This is a genomic window from Chromobacterium sp. S0633 (assembly GCF_024158805.1).
In the GTDB taxonomy this organism is placed as follows: Bacteria; Pseudomonadota; Gammaproteobacteria; order Burkholderiales; family Chromobacteriaceae; genus Chromobacterium.
This window is the reverse complement of sequence record NZ_JAMZGH010000052.1, coordinates 1-18,955: the sequence shown is the minus strand read 5'-3', so window position 1 is coordinate 18,955 and position 18,955 is coordinate 1. Positions and strand designations below refer to the sequence as shown.

Sequence of the window (18,955 nt, the reverse complement as noted above, 5' to 3'; positions counted from 1 at the left end):
GCTATAGGCAAAGATAGGCCCGACATGCCAAATAAATGATCGAACCAAAATCAAAAACCGCCGTGCTGCCGATGGAGAGAATGCGATGGCCCAGTTGACCCCTACCCTGCGCCGGGGAGCGGCGTTGCTCTTGCTGTTGAGCCTGGCCGGCTGCCGGGACGGCGAGCCCAAGCCCGGCACCGTGCTGGACGAAGCCAAGCAGGCCCAACGCACGGTGGAATCCTTCCCCGCCGCCGACGAGGACTACTTCAAGGACATGGACAGCGCGGTGGCGCTGGACGCCGCCGAAGTCAAAGGCCGCAACACCTGGCTGGTGTGGACCGGCGGCAACGACAGGCTGTGGGATAAGCTCGCCACCGTCAGCGTGGGCAATCTGGACCTGCTCAAGACCCTGTCTTCCCACCCCGGCCTCAAGTTCAGCCGCGACAACCGCTGGAACTATCTGGGCCTGGTCAACGAGCCCTGTTTCGACAAGGCGGGCGGCCCGGACGACAAGCGCTTCGGCCTGTGGCTGGACCAACGCCGCGCCGATTGCCCGAAAGACCCGTTCGAGAACGAGCAGAAATATCCGGGCGTGGCCATAGGCGCGCGCGGCAAGAACCTGCCCGCCGGCTCCTTCTACGGCTACGCCACCGGCGTGGTGGGCCTGCGCCTGTTCCCCAACCCGGCCTTCGACGAGGCCGCGGCCAAGAAATGGGACGCCAAGCGCTATTACGAAGACCCGACGTATTACAACGACAAGGACCTGATCCGCCCCTACCGCGTGGGCATGTCCTGTGCGTTCTGCCACGTCGGCCCCAATCCGGTGAAACCGCCGGCGGACCCGGAACATCCGAAGTGGGAAAACCTGAGCTCCAACGTCGGCGCCCAGTATTTCTGGGTGGACCGCATCTTCTCCTGGCAGGCGGACCCCAGCAGCTTCCCCTTCCAGCTGTTCCACACCTCGCGCCCCGGCGCGCTGGACACCTCGCTGATCTCCACCGACTCCATCAACAACCCGCGCACCATGAACGCGGTGTACGGCCTGGGACCGCGGCTGGACATCGCCAAGCGCTGGGGCAAGGAAACCCTGGCCGGCGGCGGGCTCAACAACAAGCAGTTCAACGACTTCGTCAAAGACGGCCCGCTGACCCAGTTCTTCCAGCCGCCCAAGACCGTATGGACGCCGCGGGTGCTGAAAGACGGCTCGGACTCGGTGGGCGCGCTGGGCGCGCTGAACCGCGTGTATCTGAACATCGGCCTGTTCAGCGAGGAATGGCTGCTGCATTTCAACCCGCTGGTGGGCGGCAAGACCATCACCCCGATCCAGATCGCGGACGCGCGCAAGAACTCGGTGTACTGGCAATCCACCGAGCAGCAGACCGTGAACATGGCGCTGTTCTTCCTGAAGAGCACGGACCCGCACAAGCTGAAGGACGCGCCCGGCGGCGAGCAATACCTGAGCCGCGACGCCGCCCAACTCAGCCGCGGCAAGGTGGTGTTCGCGGAAAACTGCGCGCGCTGCCACTCCAGCAAGCTGCCGCCCAAAGTGCCGCCGCTGGACCCCACCGCCGGCTGCGCCGGCCCGGACTACCTGGGCTGCTTCAACAAATACTGGGACTGGACCAAGACCGAAGACTTCAAATCGCAAATGCGCCAGATCGTCCAGGCCGACGACTTCCTGAAGGACAACTACCTGTCCACCGAGCTGCGGGTGCCGGTGACCTTGCTGCAGACCAATGCCTGCAGCCCGCTGGCCACCAATGCGCTCAAGGGCAATATCTGGGACAACTTCTCGTCCAAAACCTATAAAGACCTGCCCTCGGTCGGCGAGATCACCGTGCACAACCCCTTCACCGGCGTGCCCTCGCAATACAAGATGCCGGCCGGCGGCCGCGGCTACACCCGTCCCGCCTCCTTGATCAGCGTCTGGTCCACCGCGCCCTTCCTGCTCAACAACAGCCTGGGCAAATTCAATCCCAGCCCGTCGGTGGCCGCGCGCATGGAGTCCTTCAACGACTCCATCCAGAAACTGCTGTGGCCGGAAAAACGCGAGAAGGACACGATGCTGGGCGCCAAAATCCCCGGCCTGATAGACCGCACCACCGCCCGCAGCTATCTGCGCGTGCCCACCGGCTACCTGCCGGACGCGCTGCAAGAACTGCAAGGCCCGCTGCAACGCTATCTGCCCTGGCTGTTCGGCAAGGACGGCGTGGAACTGGGCCCGATTCCGGCCGGCACCCCGGTCAACCTGATCTCCAACCTGCAGGTGACGCTGGACAACCCCTCGCTGGGCGAACGGCTCAAGCACGACAAGAAGCTGCTGGACCTGCTGCTCAAGATCAAGCACGACCTCAAGGCGCTGCCGCCGGGCGCCAGCGACGAAGAGGCGCGCAAGGTGTTCGCCAACCTGGCGCAGCCGATGCTTGAGCTGAGCACCTGCCCGGACTTCGAGGTCAACCGCGGCCATTACTTCGGCACCGGCTACCAAAGCAAGGAACCCGGCCTCAGCGACAGCGACAAGTACGCGCTGATCGAATTCCTGAAAACCTTCTAAAGGCGCTCCATGGACGAATACGAATACATCGTGGTGGGTTCCGGCGCCGGCGGCGGCACGCTGGCGGCGCGGCTGGCCGAGGCCGGGCACCGGGTCATGCTGCTGGAGGCCGGCGGCGACCCGCGCGCGCTCAAGGGCGGCGACGCCTGGCAGCCCCAGGCGGAACGGCTGCCCGACGATTACGATGTGCCGGTGTTCCACGCGCTGGCCTCGGAAAACGAGGCGATGAAACTGGACTACTTCGTCCGCCACTACGCCGACGACGCCCAGCAAAAGCGCGACCCCAAATACCGCGCGCAATGGAACGGCCAGAACGTGGACGGCGTGCTCTATCCGCGCGCCGGCGCGCTGGGCGGCTGCACCGCCCACAACGCCATGATCACCGTCTACCCGCACAACGCGGACTGGGACGGCATCGCCCAGCTCACCGGCGACCCCAGCTGGCGCGCGGACCACATGCGCGGCTATTTCGAACGGCTGGAGAACTGCCACCACCGCCCGCTCTACCGCTGGCTGGGCCTGCTCGGCGTCAACCCCACCCGCCACGGCTGGCGCGGCTGGCTGCAAACCGAGAAGGCGATCCCGGAATCCGCGCTGGGCGACGCCGGCCTGGTGGACACCCTGCTGGTATCGGTGGACAAGGTCTTCCAGGAGGTGGACGTGCCGCACCGCAGCTGGCGCTGGCTGCTGCAAGGCCAGGCCGATCCCAACGACTGGCGGCTGGTGCGCGACAACGCCGTCGGCGTCTGCTACCCGCCGCTGGCCACCCGCAATCATCAACGCAACGGCAGCCGCGAACGGGTGCTGGACGCGGCGGCCCGCCACCCGGACCGGCTGCGCGTCGAGCTGGACGCGCTGGCCACCCGGGTGCTGTTCGACGAAGGGCAGCGCGCGGTCGGCGTGGAATACCTGAAGGGCGCCGGCCTTTACCGCGCCAGCGGCCGGGTCAGCGAAGCCGCCGGCGAGCGCCGCGAAGTCCGCTGCAGCCGCGAAGTCATCCTGGCCGGCGGCGCCTTCAACAGCCCTCAGCTGCTGATGCTGTCCGGCATCGGTCCGGCCGCCCATTTGCAAGAGCACGGCATCGCGCCGCGGGTGGACCTGCCCGGCGTCGGCCAGAACCTGCAGGACCGCTACGAAGTGGGCGTGGTCAACCGGATGAACTTCAAGCACTGGGAAGTGCTGAAAGACGCGGAATTCGCGCCCGGCGACCCGCAATACAAGCAATGGGCGGAAGGCCGCAAGGGCGTTTACACCACCAATGGCGCGGTGCTGGCGGTGATCCGCCGCTCGGCGCAGGAACGGCCGCTGCCGGACCTGTTCTGCTTCGCGCTGCTGGGCCTGTTCAAAGGCTATTTCCCCGGCTACTCGCGCCTGTTCCCCGAACACCTGAACTACCTGACTTGGGCCATTCTCAAGGCGCACACCAATAACCGCGCCGGCACGGTGAAGCTGCGCTCCGCCGACCCGCGCGACCCGCCGGACATCAACTTCCACTACTTCGAGGAAGGCAGCGCCGGCGGCGATCAGGATCTGGATTCCGTGGTGGAAGGCATCAAGTTCGTGCGCAGCCTGACCGCCGATCTGAAAAAGCAGAACCTGATCGCGGAGGAGGAACTGCCCGGCGAAGCGGTGCAAAGCGATGACGAACTGCGTCAGTTCGTCCGCGACAACGCCTGGGGCCACCATGCCTCCTGCAGCTGCGCAATCGGCGCGCGCGAAACCGGCGGCGTGCTGGACAGCCGCTTCCGCGTCCATGGCGTCAGCGGCCTGCGCGTGGTGGACGCCTCGGTGTTTCCGCGCATTCCCGGCTTCTTCATCGTCTCCGCGGTCTACATGATCGCGGAGAAGGCGGCGGAGGCGATTTTGGAAGACGCCAAGCGCTCATAAGCGCTGCGGGATGGCGTCCAGGCGCGAACCGGCCTTGCCGAGTGGCCTTTAGGCGTGGAGAGGATAGGGAAGCAAACCCATATCATCTCCCCGCCCCACCCGCGCCGCCACCTCGACCCATTCCGTCGGAAAGGACCCGATGAGCACCCCGACCCAGCCCTTCTCCCAAGTCCACGCCGACGAACGCGCCGGCCTCGCCGCCGCGCGGGCGGAAGAAGGCGTGGAACGTCCAGGCGGCGGCGAAGCGCCGCAAGCCGGCCTCGCCTTCTCCGGCGGCGGCATCCGCAGCGCCACCTTCAACCTGGGCGTGCTGCAAGCGCTGGCCAGCAGCCGCTGGCTGCGCGAGTTCGACTACCTGTCCACCGTGTCCGGCGGCGGCTACCTCGGCGGCTGGCTGTCCGCGCTCAAGCGCCGCGCCGGCAACGCCGGCATGGAACAGACGCTGCGCGACCATCAGGGCCGCCAGCCGGCCATCCAGTTCCTGCGCGACTACAGCAACTACCTGACGCCCAAGACCGGCCTGTTCAGCCTGGACACCCTGTCCGCCGTCATCACCTACTGGCGCAACTTCATCCTCAACCAGATCGTGCTGCAAAGCCTGCTGCTGGCGCTGCTGCTGGGCCCCCATTTCCTGGTGGGCCTGGCGCGCAGCCTCGCCGCCTGGCCCTACGCGGGCACCGCCGCGCTGGCCGTGGCCGCCGCCTCCGCCGTGCTGTCCGCCCTGCTGGCGCGTGCCACCACCCGCGACGGCAAAACCGCTGCCTCGCCCAATGCCCCGGCCTGCAGCATAGGGCTATTGCTGCTCTTCTGTTACGCGATGGCGGTGTTCACCCTCCAGCAACTGGAAAACCGCGCCGACTTCTGGCACCAGCTGCCGCTGTGGCGGGTGGCCCTGGTCTCCAGCCTGGCCTACGCCGGCTACTGGGCCTTGCTCGCGCGCGGCTTCAGCCAGCTGCGCGGCAACGGCTATCTGCGCAGCGTGCTGTGGGCGCTGCTGGCCGGCCTGGCCGGCGGCGGCAAGCTGTGGCTCTTGCTGCAGGCGCTGGATTACGGCCTGGGCATCCGCGCGCCGCTGGCCCAGGCCTGGTATGTGGTGGCCGGCGCCTTCGCCGTGCTGCCGCCGGTGTTCGCCCTCAGCGCCGCGCTGCACATCGGCCTGGTCAAACGCAGCTTCTCCGATCTGCAGCGCGAATGGTGGTCGCGCCTGGGCGGCCTGCTGCTGGCGCTGGATCTGGCGCTGGTGCTGCTGTTCCTCGTGGTGGCGCTGTCGCTGCCGCTGCTGGCGGTGACCGCCGACTGGCTACGCGCGCTGACCCTGCCGGCCTGGCTGCTGACCACCTTGGCCGCGGTCTGGCAAGGCCAGTCCGCCAAAACCGGCTGCGGCCAGTCCGCCGGCTGGCGCGACCTGGTCGCCCGCATCGGGCCTTACGTCTTCGTCGCCGGCTTGCTGATCCTGCTCAGCGCCGGCCTCAGCTGGCTGCTGGCGGCGCTGGAGATCCATGCCGACGGCTGGCAGCTGCGCCAACAGTTGTGCGGCTTTCAGCGCTGCGGCCTCAGCGATTGGACCGCGCTGCATTTCGCCGCCTCGGAACAACAGGGCATGGGCGGCGGGCTGTACGCGGCGCTGATCCTGGCCTTCGTCGGACTGGCCGTGTTCGCCTCCTCCCGCTTCGACATCAATCTGTTCTCGCTGCACAACTTCTACCGCAACCGGCTGACGCGCGGCTATCTGGGCGCCAGCGCGCCGCAACGGGCGGACACGGTCAACCGCTTCACCGGCTTCAACGCCGGCGACGACCTGCCGCTGGCCGAGCTGGCCGGTTCGCCTTCCGGCCCGCCGCAGCGGCCCTACCACCTGATCAACACCGCCCTCAATCTGGTGGCCGGCGACGACCTGGCCTGGCAGCAGCGCAAGGCCGCCTCCTTCACCTTCACCCCGCTGTACTGCGGCTACAAATTTCCCGACAGCGCGCCGGAAGTCATCGACGCCTTCGTGCCCACCCACGCCTATATGCACGACGACGCCACCGGGGCCGAGCAGGGACCGATGCTAGGCTCGCTGATGGCGGTGTCCGGCGCCGCGGTCAGCCCCAACCAGGGTTATCACAGCTCTCCGGCGGTGACTTTTCTGCTGACGGTGTTCAATGTGCGGCTGGGCCGCTGGTGCCCCAATCCGGGCAAGCCCGGCGCCGCGCTGCAGGCGATGTCCCCGCCGCAGGGCTGGGTCTATCTATTGAATGAATTGCTGGGCCGGACCAACGCCCGTTCGGACTTCGTCTATCTCAGCGACGGCGGCCACTTCGAAAACCTGGGCCTGTATGAACTGCTGCGGCGGGAATGCCGGCTGATCGTGATCAGCGACGCCGGTCAGGACGAACAAATGACTTTCGAGGACCTGGGCAACGCCATCCGCAAATGCCGGATAGACCTGGGCGCGGAAATCCACATCGACGTGGACGCCATCCGCCGCGATCCGGCCACCGGCCTCAGCCGATCCGCCTTCGCCGTCGGCTACATCCGCTACGCCTCCGGCGCCAACGGCCACCTGCTCTACCTGAAGCCCTGCCTGCAAGGCCAGGGCATGGAGCCGGTGGACGTGCTGCAATACCGGGCCGAACATCCGGCCTTCCCGCACCAGTCCACGCTCAATCAGTGGTTCGACGAATCCCAGTTCGAGAGCTACCGCAAACTGGGGCTGTGCATAGGCGAACAGGCGGTGAGGGAACTGGACCGCAACGGCGCGGGCTGGCTGACGGCGGACGGGGGAGGCGCCTGAGCGGGAACAGGCTGAACGTTTCCGGTCCGCCGTCCGGCGTCTCGCTATGCGCATTGGATCATGAACAGGCGCTTAGAGCCGCTAACAAAACCTCGCAGAGAACCTGAGCCAAGGCGCGCCGACGCAGAAAACGAAGTTTCTGCGAAGCTACAGTACCAGTCGTACGACAAGGAGGCGCAACGCAGGATCAGAAGCGGGTCTTAGGCCATGTCCTTTTGATGCGCCACATCGATAGGAAGCCTAAGTTCGCTATAGTCGGCAGGCATTGGGGCTTTACTTTCAGGCATGCCTTTAATCTTATGTAACATATCTTTGCTCGGCAATATAAATTGCCCATCGTTTCGGGACAATATCAATTCATTGATATTTCCACCACTCTTTAAATGCTGAATGACCTCATCAATACCAAATGCGCGCGACTCATTTAAAGGATGATCCCCTTTGTTCACCCAAATATGCATATGCAAGGTAGCGGTTGAAGGCGCCACCGGAAAATGGAAAAACAACTTCACCTTATCTTTTTCAGCAGACACCCCATAGGTATCAACTAAACACTGAAGGCTATCCCGCTTTAGTTTTTCCAGCATTCCAACATCGCTTTGTTCCAAATCCAATATGGAAGTCAATGACTTCACGCCTGATTTTAACTCGGCGTTATATTGATTTAATTCCTCCCTCTGCTTAACCGCTACTTTTTCTATTGAAGGATCACCCTTCATTTCCTGAATCAAGTCATGTGGCAAAGCAGGATGAACGGCCCAGGCCGTCAGCTGGATGCCTTCTGGCCTAGCGGCCAAATCCGTGACTTGTCCAGCGGTGTAGGTTTGCGACATGTAGGGAATATTCGGATAAATCAGAAACCCATTGCCCGTCCCCAACGGGGCAGAGTAATGGAAGATATCTGGATTTTTTTTATACACCTCATTGTATACCTTATCGCCAGGTTCCCGGCTGTTACCGCGTAGCAGCTCAACCAGGAACTGGGTAGTATTTTCATTTTTGTACGTTTCCTGGAGCTGCGCCAGGTTTGTTGTTGTCAGCCTTACCTGAGCTAGGTCCTTAGTTTGATACTTTTGCAAACCTCTTGGGTTTAGCCATCTGAAACTACCATAGTCGTCTTCAGATTGTTTGGATATATAGACACCATGGGTTAAATCGGCGGCGCCGGAGTTGTCTTGCTTAATCAACACCTGATACCTGTCTTGATTTAGCTGGCTCAGGATTTTCCGGTTGTCATCAATGCCGTAAGCATCCAATGTTCTGCGGATCGCAGAGCTTTCGTGTTGTGTCAGGCTGGCCTGAGAGTTACGTACTGCCTGTACATCTAGGGTCTCATGGCATAAGCGACTCGAGTCAGCGGGCAAAGTCGCAGCAGAAGGCCGCAACGCTTGAATTGAAATCATGAGTTATCTCCTGTAATTGTCATATTGCACGTTGCAGGTGCGTTGGCTGCACTTAGTCACTCAGGCTTACTGATCGCACTCCAACGAACAAAAGGCCAAGTATAAATATTACAAAGGCAGATTTAGAACATTATCGTGCACGCCTTTAAATGGAATACCGCTAATATCCTTAATGGAATCTGAGGTCGGCAAAAAATAACTTCCCCCGTTTCGGTCAAGAACAAGATCGCTAATCTCTTTCCCGGACTTAAGATGCGCAATAATCGCGTCGAGATCGAAAGACCTTGGTTCATTCAGCGGGTGATCGCCTTTGTTTACCCAGGTGTGCAAGTGAAGCGTGGCGGTTTTCTCTGCAACGGGAAAATGGAAAAACATTCTGGTATTGTCATGTTCATTTACAGCATATACATTTCGAAGATGCTGCACTGTCTCTTGTCGCAATTTTTCGAGCTGCGGAAGATGCTCTTGTTTTAAACTCAGAATGCTGGTTAAGGAGTCAATCTGTGTTTTTTCATCAATCATCTTTTGTGGCGTCTTCTGGCTTGCCTCAAGCCTCTCAGGGCCTGATTGATGATTTCTCGATTCCAGAAATGAGGACTGTATACCCGGATGAATCGCGTAGGTGCACAAGATGATGCCATGTTTGCTATTTTTGAGTGTTTCGGGAGCGTTGACATAGGCATCCAACACTTTTGCATCGCAGTACGGTGTATTGGGACTAATGAGATATCCATGTTGCGTGCTGTCAATTGGCGAAACAAACTGCGCCAGACTCTCATTCCGGCGATAAAGATCAGTATCTAGGCAGGCCTCTGCATTAAGTACCTTGGTGAGAAAATCCGGCAAGGGAGTCTTCGAGTAGGTCTCGCTAAGCTGTGTTAACTGATCTTTATTCGTAAAGCTGATAACAGCGACATCTGGGGTTTGATATTTCATCAGCCCCTTTGGATTTAACCAGTTAAAGTTGCCATAGTCATCCTCACCCTGTTTGGACACATAGGCACCGTGGGTTAAATCAGGATTACCTGAGTGGTCTTTTTTAATCAACACATGGTATTTATCCTGATTTAGCTGGCTTAACACTTTCCGATTATCATCTATGCCGTAGATGTCCAGCGTTCTGTGCATTGGCGAGTTTTGAGTATTGTGCACTGCCCGCACATTTAGGGACTGATTGCGCTGATGACTTTGCTCAGTCGGCGTAATAGAGGTAGAACGATGCAATGTTTGGACTTGGATCATTGTCTATATCCTAATAGAATGCGTTTGTATTATCAGACTCCCACCTGGCAAACAACACCGTCAACCAGAATACTTCCTCACCAGCGCCTTTATATCAGCCTGCGCGATAGACTTGGCGTGGATATCGAGCTCGTCAATATTGACGCCTTGCGCCGCCAATCGAGCTAAAAGATGCTCTAGCTGAGGCCGCTGCGGCATATAGTGGCCGGAATCCAGATGAAATGATTTCGCTTTTCCCTGTGCAATGAGTATCATGCCCGCTGATAAAACCGGCTTACCTTCTGTCGTCGAAGTATGCTGCCATTTGCCTTTTTCATATGGATGAACAAAGATATTTCCATCTCGATGGACAACAATGGCAGCGTGGCCCTCCATCCCGGCCTTGCCTGGCAGATGTGTCGTATCTAATAATTTACCCCCTACTTTCCATTCACCCTGTGAAAGCGTTACCCGATAATTAGCGGCTTGATCTGAGGATAGATAATTGATATAGCCGACATCCTGCGACAGAGGATGCTTAGGTTTATTCTTGAGCGTATTGATTTCAACATCGGGATGCTGATCAATCCACTGGAATAGCCCAACCTTGCTATTAGCATCTTCCTGCCATGCGCTTAATGCACCGGACTGGGCATCAAGACCATTCAACGAAACCCTATCGCGATGCTTCGGATCTTTAATTTCCAGCCAGTATTTTGGATTAGCACCTGCTTCCCCACAGCTTTTTCTTGGCATCATTTCCATAATGAATTGTGCGGCTTCTTTGAAACGCATCATGCCTGGGGAGTTTTTTATTGTTTTAACCGGCAGTAACTGAGGCTCACCCTGCTGTTCTGCTTGGCATCTGCCGACCTGGGCGATGTGATTGACTTTAATTTCCAGCATCAAACATCCCTCCTCATCGGTGGCTAGACACAATCTTTAGCGCGCCATAAAAACCATAAATAACTTCACTGAATTTATTTTCAAGCAATGCGCTCGGGCTAATCAATGCTTTTAATTCGAAACCATCATTGCACTTACCCAATGTTAAGTGGCCCGTTTCAACATATTCCATTACAGTTGTGAGAACAGGCATGATGTGCCTGGCATTGTCTATCAACAGCTCCTCACCAATCGGGACAAATGACCAAATGAAGAGGCGATCGTCGACCAGCGAAATATTAATAGACAGCCCTTCGTTTAGATCAATGGCTATGGTTGAGTGTGAGTCAAAGCCATGCAACAATTGGTCTGAAACGCCCAGCTCGGTCAGTGCATCGCGAACCAAGGAACTAAGTTCATGATGAATATTTTGAGAGAATGATAATGAACTGTAGGTCACAGAATTCAACGACCTGCCCAAGGAGTGGGTTTGATCATCCATTTTTTCGCTCATGGCATTTCCTTTTTCTGCGCCGCACGGCCCAGTGGTTTGTCCTCGGACTGCAAGCCGGCCTTCAATTGACTGAACAAGCCGCGTAGTTGTTTTTCCTGCTGATATTGCTTGGCATCCGGAAATAGCGTATTCACTTGTTCGCGGACATCCTTATTCACCGCGTAAGCGCCGAATGGTTTCGAATCCACCCACAAATTGACCCCGCTGCTCTGGTTTTTCTCCAACCCTCCTCGCAGATATTTCTGCTGGCTGTCGCCAGGCTTGGAGCCAAGCCAAACCATATGGATTTCCGACGACACTGCCTTGAAATCGCTCTTATCGTAAATCTGAGCAAAACGCTTGCTGGCCTGCACCGATTCCACGCCGGTATTGGAGGACGAGGTTTGAAGCAGACGAACTCCGACTGAATTCAGCACCATGTCTGCGACTCCTGAAAATTAAGAAAATAAGACAGTCGGAAGTATTTAAATCCAAGCCAAGATCAAGCACTTCCAAAAAGCGCTCACCTAAGCCGCTGGCGCCGAGCTGACATAAAAAAACGGCGCGCCAAATTGGCGCGCCGCTTGCGTCTGAAACCGTCCCGGCTTCAGCGCCGGGCCTGGCGATAGGGCGCCAGCACCTCGGCCAGTTCCGCCCGGTCCTCATGCGGAGCCAGCACCGCCAGTTTCGACAGATCCATCTTGCCGTTCAGAAAATCCAGCAGCCGCTCCAGATCGTCCAGATCGCTCATATAGTGGCCGGAAGACAGCATCAGCGACCTGGCCTTGCCCTCACGCAGCTCTATCATCGCCGCCGCCCGCACCGGCTTGCCGGCGCTGGCGCTGGTATGGTGCAGCCGCCCCAGCACCGCGTCGTGGACAAACAGCCTGTCGTCCCGGTCCAGCACCAAGATGGCGTAGCCGGGCATGCCCAGCTTGCCCTTGGAGCCGGCGGTGTCGATAGCCGTGCCGTCCGGCCGCCGCCATACGCCGTCGGCCACCTCCGCCAGATAGGGCTGGAGCGCGGCGGCGTCGCTCAGATAGCTGACTTGCGGCGCGTCGCCCAAGCGCGCCATCCGCGGTGGCTGGCCCGGCTTGGCCAGGTTGATTTCCAGCTCCGGGCGGGCGTCCATCCAGGCGAAGAAGTTTTCCCTGGCGCTGTCCCCGCTGGCCACCCATTGCCGGTGCGCCGGCTGTGCGTACTCCCGGTAGCGATGGCGAGGGTCGCGCGCCTCGCGCAACTCTTCGTCTACCAGTCCGGTTTCGCCTTCTTTGGGCATCAGCGCGGCGACGAAACGGGCGATGTCGCGGAAACGCTCCAAGGGCCGCGGCGCGGGCTCGCCCACGCTGTCGACGCCCTTGAAGGCCTGCGCCAGCCGGCTGGGCGCCGCCGTCGGCGTCGCTTCCGGTCGCGGCGGCGGCATGGCCGCGCCGCTAGCCGAGATTCTCATGCGCTTTGATCCTCTTCATCTTTAATCCACCGCCGCTAGAATCCACCGCCGCTAGCGCGCCAGCGGCAGTTCTTCCCAACCGGCGAAACTCTGCTTGTCCGCCTGCCATAAGGGAAGCTGGCGCTCCATCATCGCGTCCAGTTCCTTCAGCGCTGCGTCCCCGGCGGGCCTGGAGCCGCCGACAGCGTAAGCTTCCATCGCGGCGAAGAAATCCGCGCCGTCCGCGCCCTGGCGCCGCAGGTAGTAATCGGCCTCCCGCCGCACCGCCGAGCCCGGCTCGGCCAGCTTGCGGCACAAGGCTTCCAGCGCCGGGCGCTGCGCCTCTCTCATCGCGGGCCAACGCTCGCTCTCGTCCACCGCCTTCAGGTGCAGATAATGCATCAGCGGCGCGCTCAGGCTGTTGTCGCCCCAGCGCTCGCCCAGCACCGCGGTGGCGGAGGCGCCGGCGTTAAGGCCCAGCTCCAGGGATACGCCCGGCTGCAGCGGCACGCCGCCGGAGGCGGACAGGCCAAGGTTGCCGCTGGCGCTGACCCGGCTCAGTTGCAGCCGGAAGCCGGCGGCTTCGGCCGGGAAATCGGCCTGGGTCTGGTATTGCGGCCGGTAAAAGCGCAGCAGCAGGGTCAGCGCGCCGCCGCCTTGCAGCCCCGCGGAACTTTGCAGGCCGGCCAGCGCCGCCGGCACTTCGGCGGCCAGGCCGTGCGGCGCCAGCTGCGCGCTCAGCGCGTCGCGCAAGGCGTCCAGCGGCCAAGAGCCGCTCAGATTGCCGGACAGGCTGATCCTCACGTCCTTGTAATCCCCGGCTCGCACCGGATTGTGATGCACCCGGGTGCGTTCGGTCAGCGAGGCTTCCGCTTTCAGGCCCAGCGGCCCCAGCACGCCACCCAGATCCAGCGCGACGCTGCGGTCGCGGATCTGCAGGCGCAGCACATCGTGGAAGCTGGTTCGCTTGGCCAGCGCCGCCGCGTCGTGACGGACGGGCGGCGCGTACAGCCGAGGCGCCAGCTCGTCCAGGCTCTGCAACAAGGCCTCGTCGCCCTTGCCCGCCGCGCTCAGGGTCAGCGCGGCGTGGGCCAGCGCCATATTGGCCAGCGTTTCCTCGCGGCTTCCCGCGCGCCAGGCGGCCTGGATGGATCGTTCCACCGCCGCGCCGCCCTGACGCTTGCCGATGCCGGCGTCCAATTGCTGGGCGACGGCGCAGAAATGTTCGAATTCGGCGCGCAGGCCGTCCGCGGCGTCGCGCAGCCGCTCCGGCGTCTGTTCGCGCAGCGCCGCCATGCTCTGCGCGCCGCTGAGCCAGCTCAGCGGATGATTGCGCGCGTCCGCGCCCATCAGCGCGGCGGCTTTTTGTTCGATGCCGGCCAGCCGCTGTTGCGCGATCGTCGCGTTGCGCGCCGCGCCCTGCTCCTGGCGCAGGCCTTGCCAGATCGGGGTCAGCGCGTCGGCCTGGATGTCGATGCGCTCCACCGCCGCGCCAACGCCGACACCAACGCCCGCGGCTTCGGCGCGCGCCGAGGCGCTGCCCTTGACGCTGTCCACCGTGCTGGGCGGCAGATAGGGCGTCTGCGCGCCGGGCAGGGACGCGGCGCTGTCGCGCTGCCCCAGCCAGCCCAGCAATACGCCCAGCCGCTGCTGCTGATCCGCCGCCTGCTGTTGCAATTGCTGGTACTGACGCAACTCATTGCCGTGGCCGGGACGGAACAAGCGGATCAAGGCGCCCACCGCGGTGCGGGCGCTGACGCCCAGGGTGTCTCGGCGCGAGCCGTGAGCTAGTTGGTCCGCCTTCAGTTTGACGAAGGCGGTGGCGCTGGCGTATTCGGTCGCCACGGTGCGTTGGCGGCGCCCCTCCACCGCGCCGGACAAGGAGGCGACGCCGACGCCGCCCTGAATCCCGGCGCGCGCGGACACCGCCTTGCCCTGGTTCTGGAACACGAAGCCTTCGTCGTCGTTGTCCATGCCGCGGCTCCAGGCCAGGCCCACGCTGAAGGTGGCCTTGGCACCGGCGCCGGCCTCGCCCAGTCCCAGGCCGACCCCAACCGAAGCGCCGACATTGCGCTCCTGGCTGGCGCCCGGCTGATCAAAGCGCTGGAATTGCGGCAGCAGCTGCGCTTCCGCCTCCGTCCGCGCCAACTGCGCCCAGGCCGCCTGGCCCAACAGGGCCAGCCGCTGGCCCAGTTCCGCCAGCGGGCTGCCCGGCGTCGCCGCGCGCGCCAGCGCTTCCATATCCAGCGACAGCCGCGCGCATTCTTTAATGTCCAGCGGCGTCTGCGCGTCGCCGGCCGCCAGTTTCTGCCGCAAGCTTTCCACGATGGCCACCGTCTTGGGCGCCACCGCGTGGCTACGCGGCAGGATGTTCAGCGCCTGCACCCAGCGCGGCCAGCGCGAGCGTTCCGGCTCCGCCTGGCGATACGCTTCGCGTTTCATCGCCAGCAGGGTCTGGCCCAGGTCTTCGCGCCGCAAGCGCAGCTTGTCGTCGCTGAGGACCACCTGACTGCCGCGCGCCGGCGGCGCGTCTTCCACGCGGCGTTCCGCCGCGCCGCGCGCGCCGCTCAAGGCGGCGGCCAGGCCCTGCGCCGGCCGCGGCGCCGAAGATTCCGATAAGCGGCGGAAGCCCTGCAACCGCACCGTACCCGCCCCGCTTGCAACTGTGTCCAACATGGATGCCTCCTCGCGCCGCATCGCGGCTCAAACGCCGGGCCGGGCCCGGAGCGCCTGCCTAGTTTTCGCCGTTGCCGGCTTTCAAGTTCGCGGCCAACGCCAAGGGCGACGGCCTTTCCGCTTGCAATTCCCGCCCCATCTCCGTCCAGCCCAGCAGCAGCCCCTGCAATTGCCCGCGCGCCTCGGGACTGACTGTCCCGTCTTTCACGCCCTGGGCCGCCAAGTCGCAATATTTAGCGCAGTCCCGAGCTAGCTCGGCTATCACGGCCTGCCAGGCGTCAGCCTGCTTGGACGCCGGCTTCTGTTCGACAGCCGGCGCCTGCGCCGTCATGCCGCCGCCGCGCAGCGCGGCCGCGAACGGGCTCTGCGCCGGCGCGGACGGCGCGCCTGGCTGCGGCTCGGACAGCGTCGCCAAACGGGGGGAATTGGCGGTCGGCTTCGACGAAACATTAAAAGACATTTCAAACGCTCCTGATTTGGCGGCGAGGCCAGAACAACGGTGATGAGGGGCCGCCGGCGCATGCTCGGCGACAGCGTCAAACTACCCCAACGCCGGTAACCGAACTTGCATAAATCGGCCGCGACCTCGTCCGAGCCGCCCCCCTCGTTTTTGAGAGTTTTCCCATTTGTAGCAAGCACTCCCTCACGTAGTATTCCTACATACATCAATTTATGCGAAGGAAATCAAAAACCTCCCTAACAACCCGATGACATAACAACAGGACAAACAAGACCATGTCATTCGCTGAACATTTTTTGCAAGCTGGCCCTCGGCGGCAAAAGTACCATCCACTCTCTCTGTTTTTATGACCGGATAAAGGCTTTGAGCGCCAGTTGACGACACTGGCAATTCCAGGCGACAGCGGGCGGGAAGCGGCGGACACACGCCGCGCGATGCGAATCCGCAGCCGGCCCCAAGAACCAGCGCAAATCACCCAACAGATCCACCGAACAAAAAACACGCCGACATGCCGCGATGCTACGGGGAATAGCACACAAGTCGCAGCATTGGTCGACTCGATCCGCATGGTCCGCCATGCGCTATTGCGCCGTGCGCGCAAGAGGAACTAGAAGATGGCGTTACATAAAGATGGCTTCATGAACAGGCAATTTGTTTTTGGCGACTTCGTCCTTCACTTCGACGGCATGCTGCTGCACCGCGAGCAGCAGATCAGCATTCCGCCCAAGGAACTGGCTGTGCTGACCACCCTGCTGGAAGCGGCGGGAGAGCTGGTCAGCAAGGACGCGCTGCTGGACCGCGTCTGGCCGGACGGCGAAGTCAACGAAGAGTCGCTGACCCGCTGTATCTACGCGCTGCGGCGCATCCTGCTGGAAACCAAGGATTGCCGTTATATCGACACGGTGTACGGCAAGGGCTATCGCTTCAGCCGCCCGGTGGCCATGGTGTCCAAACCCACGCCGCTGGCGGCGCAATGCTCGGTGGCCGTGCTGCCCTTCCGCACCCATCCGCAGCTGGACGCGGTCAGCCTGCACAACGCTCTGGTGCAATGCCTGTCGCGCTACTCGCCGTTCGGCCTGATCGTGCTGCCGGCCACCATCACCCAAAACTGCCGCGACGTCACCGACATCGTGGCGATGATCGATCAGCTGCGCCCGGACTACTACCTGGCCGGCCAGACCCTGCAGCAAGGCGGCGTCTGGAAGCTGCGGGTGGAATTGGTGCGCGCCGCCGGCCATCAGCTGATCCACCATGAAAGCATAGAGCTGAGCCCGGAACAGCCGATCACCGCGCTGCAAACCCGGCTGGCCAGCCTGTTGCCGCAACGCATTCCCGGCCTGCGCTGGAACCAGGGCCAGAACAACGAGCTGGGCTCGCTGGACATGGCCATCACCTATCTGAACGGCCGCCACGAACTGCAGCAACACACCCCGTCCAGCCTGCGTCGCGCGCTGATGCTGCTGCGCCAATGCGTCAACGCCGGCCCCAGCCACGCGCTGCCTTACTGCAGCCTGGCCGAGTGCTATCTGACCCTGGCCCAGCTGGGCCTGTTCGACCAGGCCCAGGCGCTGATCCAGGCGCAACAGGCGGTGAACAAGGCGGTGGAACTGGACGCGGCCAATCCGCAGGCGCTGGGACTGCTGGCCTTGCTCAGCAGCATGCGCTCGGAGCAGGCGGTGGCCGAGGCGCTGTTCGAACAGGCGCGGCTGCTGGCGCCGGATGCCGTCGACATCCATTACTACCACGCCTGGCATTTATTCCTGTCCGGCAAGCTGGCCCAGGCGCAGCAGGCGCTGGACGCCTGCCTGGAACGCGACCCCTCGCGCATCTCCGCCAGCATTCTGAAGCTGTGGCTGACCTATTACGAACACCGCATCGACGACGCGGTGTCGCTGGGCAAGCGCCAGCTCTGCCAATACGGCCAGAACCACCCGGTGCTGCAAAGCGTGCTGGCGCTGCTGCTGGGGCTGCAAGGCCAGCACGCGCAAGCCGACGAGCTGGTGCAGGCGGTGCGCGACTCCGGCGAGGAAGCCGGCCTGCTCGCCCTCAATCACAGCTACGTGGACTATTGCCGTCGCGGCGACGCCGCGGTGCCCGCCTTGCGCGCCTTCCTCGCCAAGGTGGACAGCCGCCAGGTGCGCTCCAGCCTGCTGCCGCTGATCCTGGCCGCGCAGGGCCCGGAGGCCGCGGTCCAGCATTGGCGCCAATTGCAGGCCGAAGGCTATCTGTGGATCAAGGCCTGGCGCCACGATCCGCGACTGAGCGAGCTGGCGGAACACGCTCAGCCCTGCCAGCCGGAGGCGGCGTGATCCGCGTCTGTCTGTTGTCCGCCCTCTTCTTGTGCGCCGGCGCGGCGCGGGCGGACTGCTGGGATCGCGCCGGCCGCATGTTCAATATCGCGCCGGACTTGCTCTACGCCATCGCCCAGCAGGAGTCCGGGCTCAAGCCGGACGCGGTGGGCCGCAACCGCGACGGCAGCCGGGACCTGGGCCTGATGCAGATCAACAGCACCCATCTGCCGCGGCTGCGCCAGCTGGGCGTCACCGAACCGCAGCTGATGGGCGACGCCTGTCTGTCCGTGGTCGTCGGCGCCTCCATCCTGGCCGAGATGATGAAACGTTACGGTTATTCCTGGGAGGCGGTGGGCGCTTACAACGCTGGCACCGCGCCCAGCCGCCGCGCCTTGCGCATGCGTTACGCCGAGCAAGTGTGGCGGCGCTACCAGAAGCTGCGCCAAGCCGCCCCACCCCCAAGCAAGGAGCTCTCATGATTCGCTCGCTTTCTCCCGCCCCGCGCGCGCTGTCCGCGACGCCGCCGCCCACCGCCCCCAAGCCCAGTCCCTCCTCGGCCTGGACCGCCCAGTTGCGCGGCGTCAGCCAGGGCGCCGCGCCCCAGCCCGCGCCGCGCACGGCGCAGCCCGGCCGCTCGGTAGGGCTGCTGCGGCAAGCTTTCCAGCAAGCCGCGCCCCAGGCCCGCGCGGAAACGTCGGCTCGGCCCATGGCCAAACTGCAGCAGCCCGCGCCCCTGGCGGACGTCGACCCGGCCCGCGCCGACGCCGCGCCGATGCCCAAACGCGACCCGATGGCATTGCTGCGCCAACGCATGACGCCCGAGGCGCTCAAGGACGTTAGCTTCGACATCCCGGCCAAGCGCACCGTCGCCTTGGTGGGCGAATCCGGCTCCGGCAAA

Annotated in this window: 14 protein-coding genes; 6 read left to right on the top strand and 8 right to left on the bottom strand. The window is 62.7% G+C overall.

Annotation, left to right across the window (positions count from 1 at the left end):
- The first annotated feature begins 85 nt into the window (after positions 1-85).
- The 3 genes from NK214_RS22035 to NK214_RS22025 all read left to right on the top strand — a co-directional run bounded on the left by NK214_RS22035 (position 86) and on the right by NK214_RS22025 (position 7,199).
- Positions 86-2,536 (top strand): hypothetical protein, encoded by a 2,451-nt coding sequence (locus NK214_RS22035; protein ID WP_253315532.1) that lies wholly within the window; start codon positions 86-88, stop codon positions 2,534-2,536.
- 9 nt (positions 2,537-2,545) lie between these two features.
- Positions 2,546-4,423 carry a GMC family oxidoreductase gene (locus tag NK214_RS22030; protein ID WP_253315531.1) on the top strand — a complete coding sequence of 626 codons (1,878 nt, stop codon included), beginning with the start codon at positions 2,546-2,548 and terminating at the stop codon, positions 4,421-4,423.
- Between the two features lie 139 nt (positions 4,424-4,562).
- Complete coding sequence (locus NK214_RS22025) at positions 4,563-7,199, top strand: hypothetical protein (RefSeq protein ID WP_253315530.1); 2,637 nt, start codon at positions 4,563-4,565, stop codon at positions 7,197-7,199.
- 200 nt (positions 7,200-7,399) lie between these two features.
- Here the strand turns inward: NK214_RS22025 and NK214_RS22020 are convergent, their stop codons facing one another.
- From NK214_RS22020 to NK214_RS21985, 8 genes are all read right to left on the bottom strand, one after another.
- On the bottom strand, positions 7,400-8,602 hold the full coding sequence (locus tag NK214_RS22020) for a hypothetical protein (RefSeq protein WP_253315529.1): 1,203 nt from the start codon (positions 8,600-8,602) through the stop codon (positions 7,400-7,402).
- 108 nt (positions 8,603-8,710) lie between these two features.
- Positions 8,711-9,844 (bottom strand): hypothetical protein, encoded by a 1,134-nt coding sequence (locus NK214_RS22015; RefSeq protein ID WP_253315528.1) that lies wholly within the window; start codon positions 9,842-9,844, stop codon positions 8,711-8,713.
- A 60-nt stretch (positions 9,845-9,904) separates the two neighbouring features.
- Positions 9,905-10,729 carry a hypothetical protein gene (locus NK214_RS22010; protein ID WP_253315527.1) on the bottom strand — a complete coding sequence of 275 codons (825 nt, stop codon included), beginning with the start codon at positions 10,727-10,729 and terminating at the stop codon, positions 9,905-9,907.
- Positions 10,730-10,742: 13 nt separating this feature from the next.
- Positions 10,743-11,222 (bottom strand): hypothetical protein, encoded by a 480-nt coding sequence (locus tag NK214_RS22005; protein ID WP_227105400.1) that lies wholly within the window; start codon positions 11,220-11,222, stop codon positions 10,743-10,745.
- Positions 11,219-11,641 (bottom strand): TcdA/TcdB catalytic glycosyltransferase domain-containing protein, encoded by a 423-nt coding sequence (locus tag NK214_RS22000; RefSeq protein WP_253315526.1) that lies wholly within the window; start codon positions 11,639-11,641, stop codon positions 11,219-11,221. The genes NK214_RS22005 and NK214_RS22000 overlap by 4 nt, the downstream gene beginning before the upstream one ends.
- A 167-nt stretch (positions 11,642-11,808) precedes the next feature.
- Entirely contained in the window at positions 11,809-12,651 is an 843-nt protein-coding gene (locus NK214_RS21995; RefSeq protein ID WP_253315525.1) for a hypothetical protein, read from the bottom strand.
- A gap of 51 nt (positions 12,652-12,702) precedes the next feature.
- Positions 12,703-15,306 (bottom strand): hypothetical protein, encoded by a 2,604-nt coding sequence (locus NK214_RS21990; protein WP_253315524.1) that lies wholly within the window; start codon positions 15,304-15,306, stop codon positions 12,703-12,705.
- A 58-nt stretch (positions 15,307-15,364) separates the two neighbouring features.
- On the bottom strand, positions 15,365-15,766 hold the full coding sequence (locus NK214_RS21985; protein WP_227105408.1) for a hypothetical protein: 402 nt from the start codon (positions 15,764-15,766) through the stop codon (positions 15,365-15,367).
- Between the two features lie 614 nt (positions 15,767-16,380).
- Here NK214_RS21985 and NK214_RS21980 point away from each other — a divergent pair.
- The 3 genes from NK214_RS21980 to NK214_RS21970 form a co-directional block, all read left to right on the top strand.
- Positions 16,381-18,075, top strand: coding sequence for a HilA/EilA family virulence transcriptional regulator (locus tag NK214_RS21980; protein WP_256477528.1), 1,695 nt, complete (start codon positions 16,381-16,383; stop codon positions 18,073-18,075).
- The gene (iagB, locus tag NK214_RS21975; protein ID WP_304502823.1) at positions 18,072-18,536 is read left to right on the top strand and encodes a type III secretion system invasion protein IagB; all 465 of its coding nucleotides are present in this window, start codon (positions 18,072-18,074) and stop codon (positions 18,534-18,536) included. The genes NK214_RS21980 and iagB overlap by 4 nt, the downstream gene beginning before the upstream one ends.
- Positions 18,533-18,955: hypothetical protein (locus NK214_RS21970; protein ID WP_253315522.1), on the top strand; the 423-nt coding region annotated here is incomplete at its 3' end. The genes iagB and NK214_RS21970, both read left to right, overlap by 4 nt.

Coding starts and splice junctions, on each gene's coding strand:
- NK214_RS22015 (WP_253315528.1), bottom strand. CDS start 9,844: ATGATCCAAGTCCAAACATTGCATCGTTCTACCTCTATTACGCCGACT.
- NK214_RS22030 (WP_253315531.1), top strand. CDS start 2,546: ATGGACGAATACGAATACATCGTGGTGGGTTCCGGCGCCGGCGGCGGC.
- NK214_RS22035 (WP_253315532.1), top strand. CDS start 86: ATGGCCCAGTTGACCCCTACCCTGCGCCGGGGAGCGGCGTTGCTCTTG.
- NK214_RS21995 (WP_253315525.1), bottom strand. CDS start 12,651: ATGAGAATCTCGGCTAGCGGCGCGGCCATGCCGCCGCCGCGACCGGAA.
- NK214_RS22025 (WP_253315530.1), top strand. CDS start 4,563: ATGAGCACCCCGACCCAGCCCTTCTCCCAAGTCCACGCCGACGAACGC.
- NK214_RS21990 (WP_253315524.1), bottom strand. CDS start 15,306: ATGTTGGACACAGTTGCAAGCGGGGCGGGTACGGTGCGGTTGCAGGGC.
- NK214_RS21980 (WP_256477528.1), top strand. CDS start 16,381: ATGGCGTTACATAAAGATGGCTTCATGAACAGGCAATTTGTTTTTGGC.
- NK214_RS22010 (WP_253315527.1), bottom strand. CDS start 10,729: ATGCTGGAAATTAAAGTCAATCACATCGCCCAGGTCGGCAGATGCCAA.
- NK214_RS21985 (WP_227105408.1), bottom strand. CDS start 15,766: ATGTCTTTTAATGTTTCGTCGAAGCCGACCGCCAATTCCCCCCGTTTG.
- NK214_RS22000 (WP_253315526.1), bottom strand. CDS start 11,641: ATGGTGCTGAATTCAGTCGGAGTTCGTCTGCTTCAAACCTCGTCCTCC.
- NK214_RS22005 (WP_227105400.1), bottom strand. CDS start 11,222: ATGAGCGAAAAAATGGATGATCAAACCCACTCCTTGGGCAGGTCGTTG.
- NK214_RS22020 (WP_253315529.1), bottom strand. CDS start 8,602: ATGATTTCAATTCAAGCGTTGCGGCCTTCTGCTGCGACTTTGCCCGCT.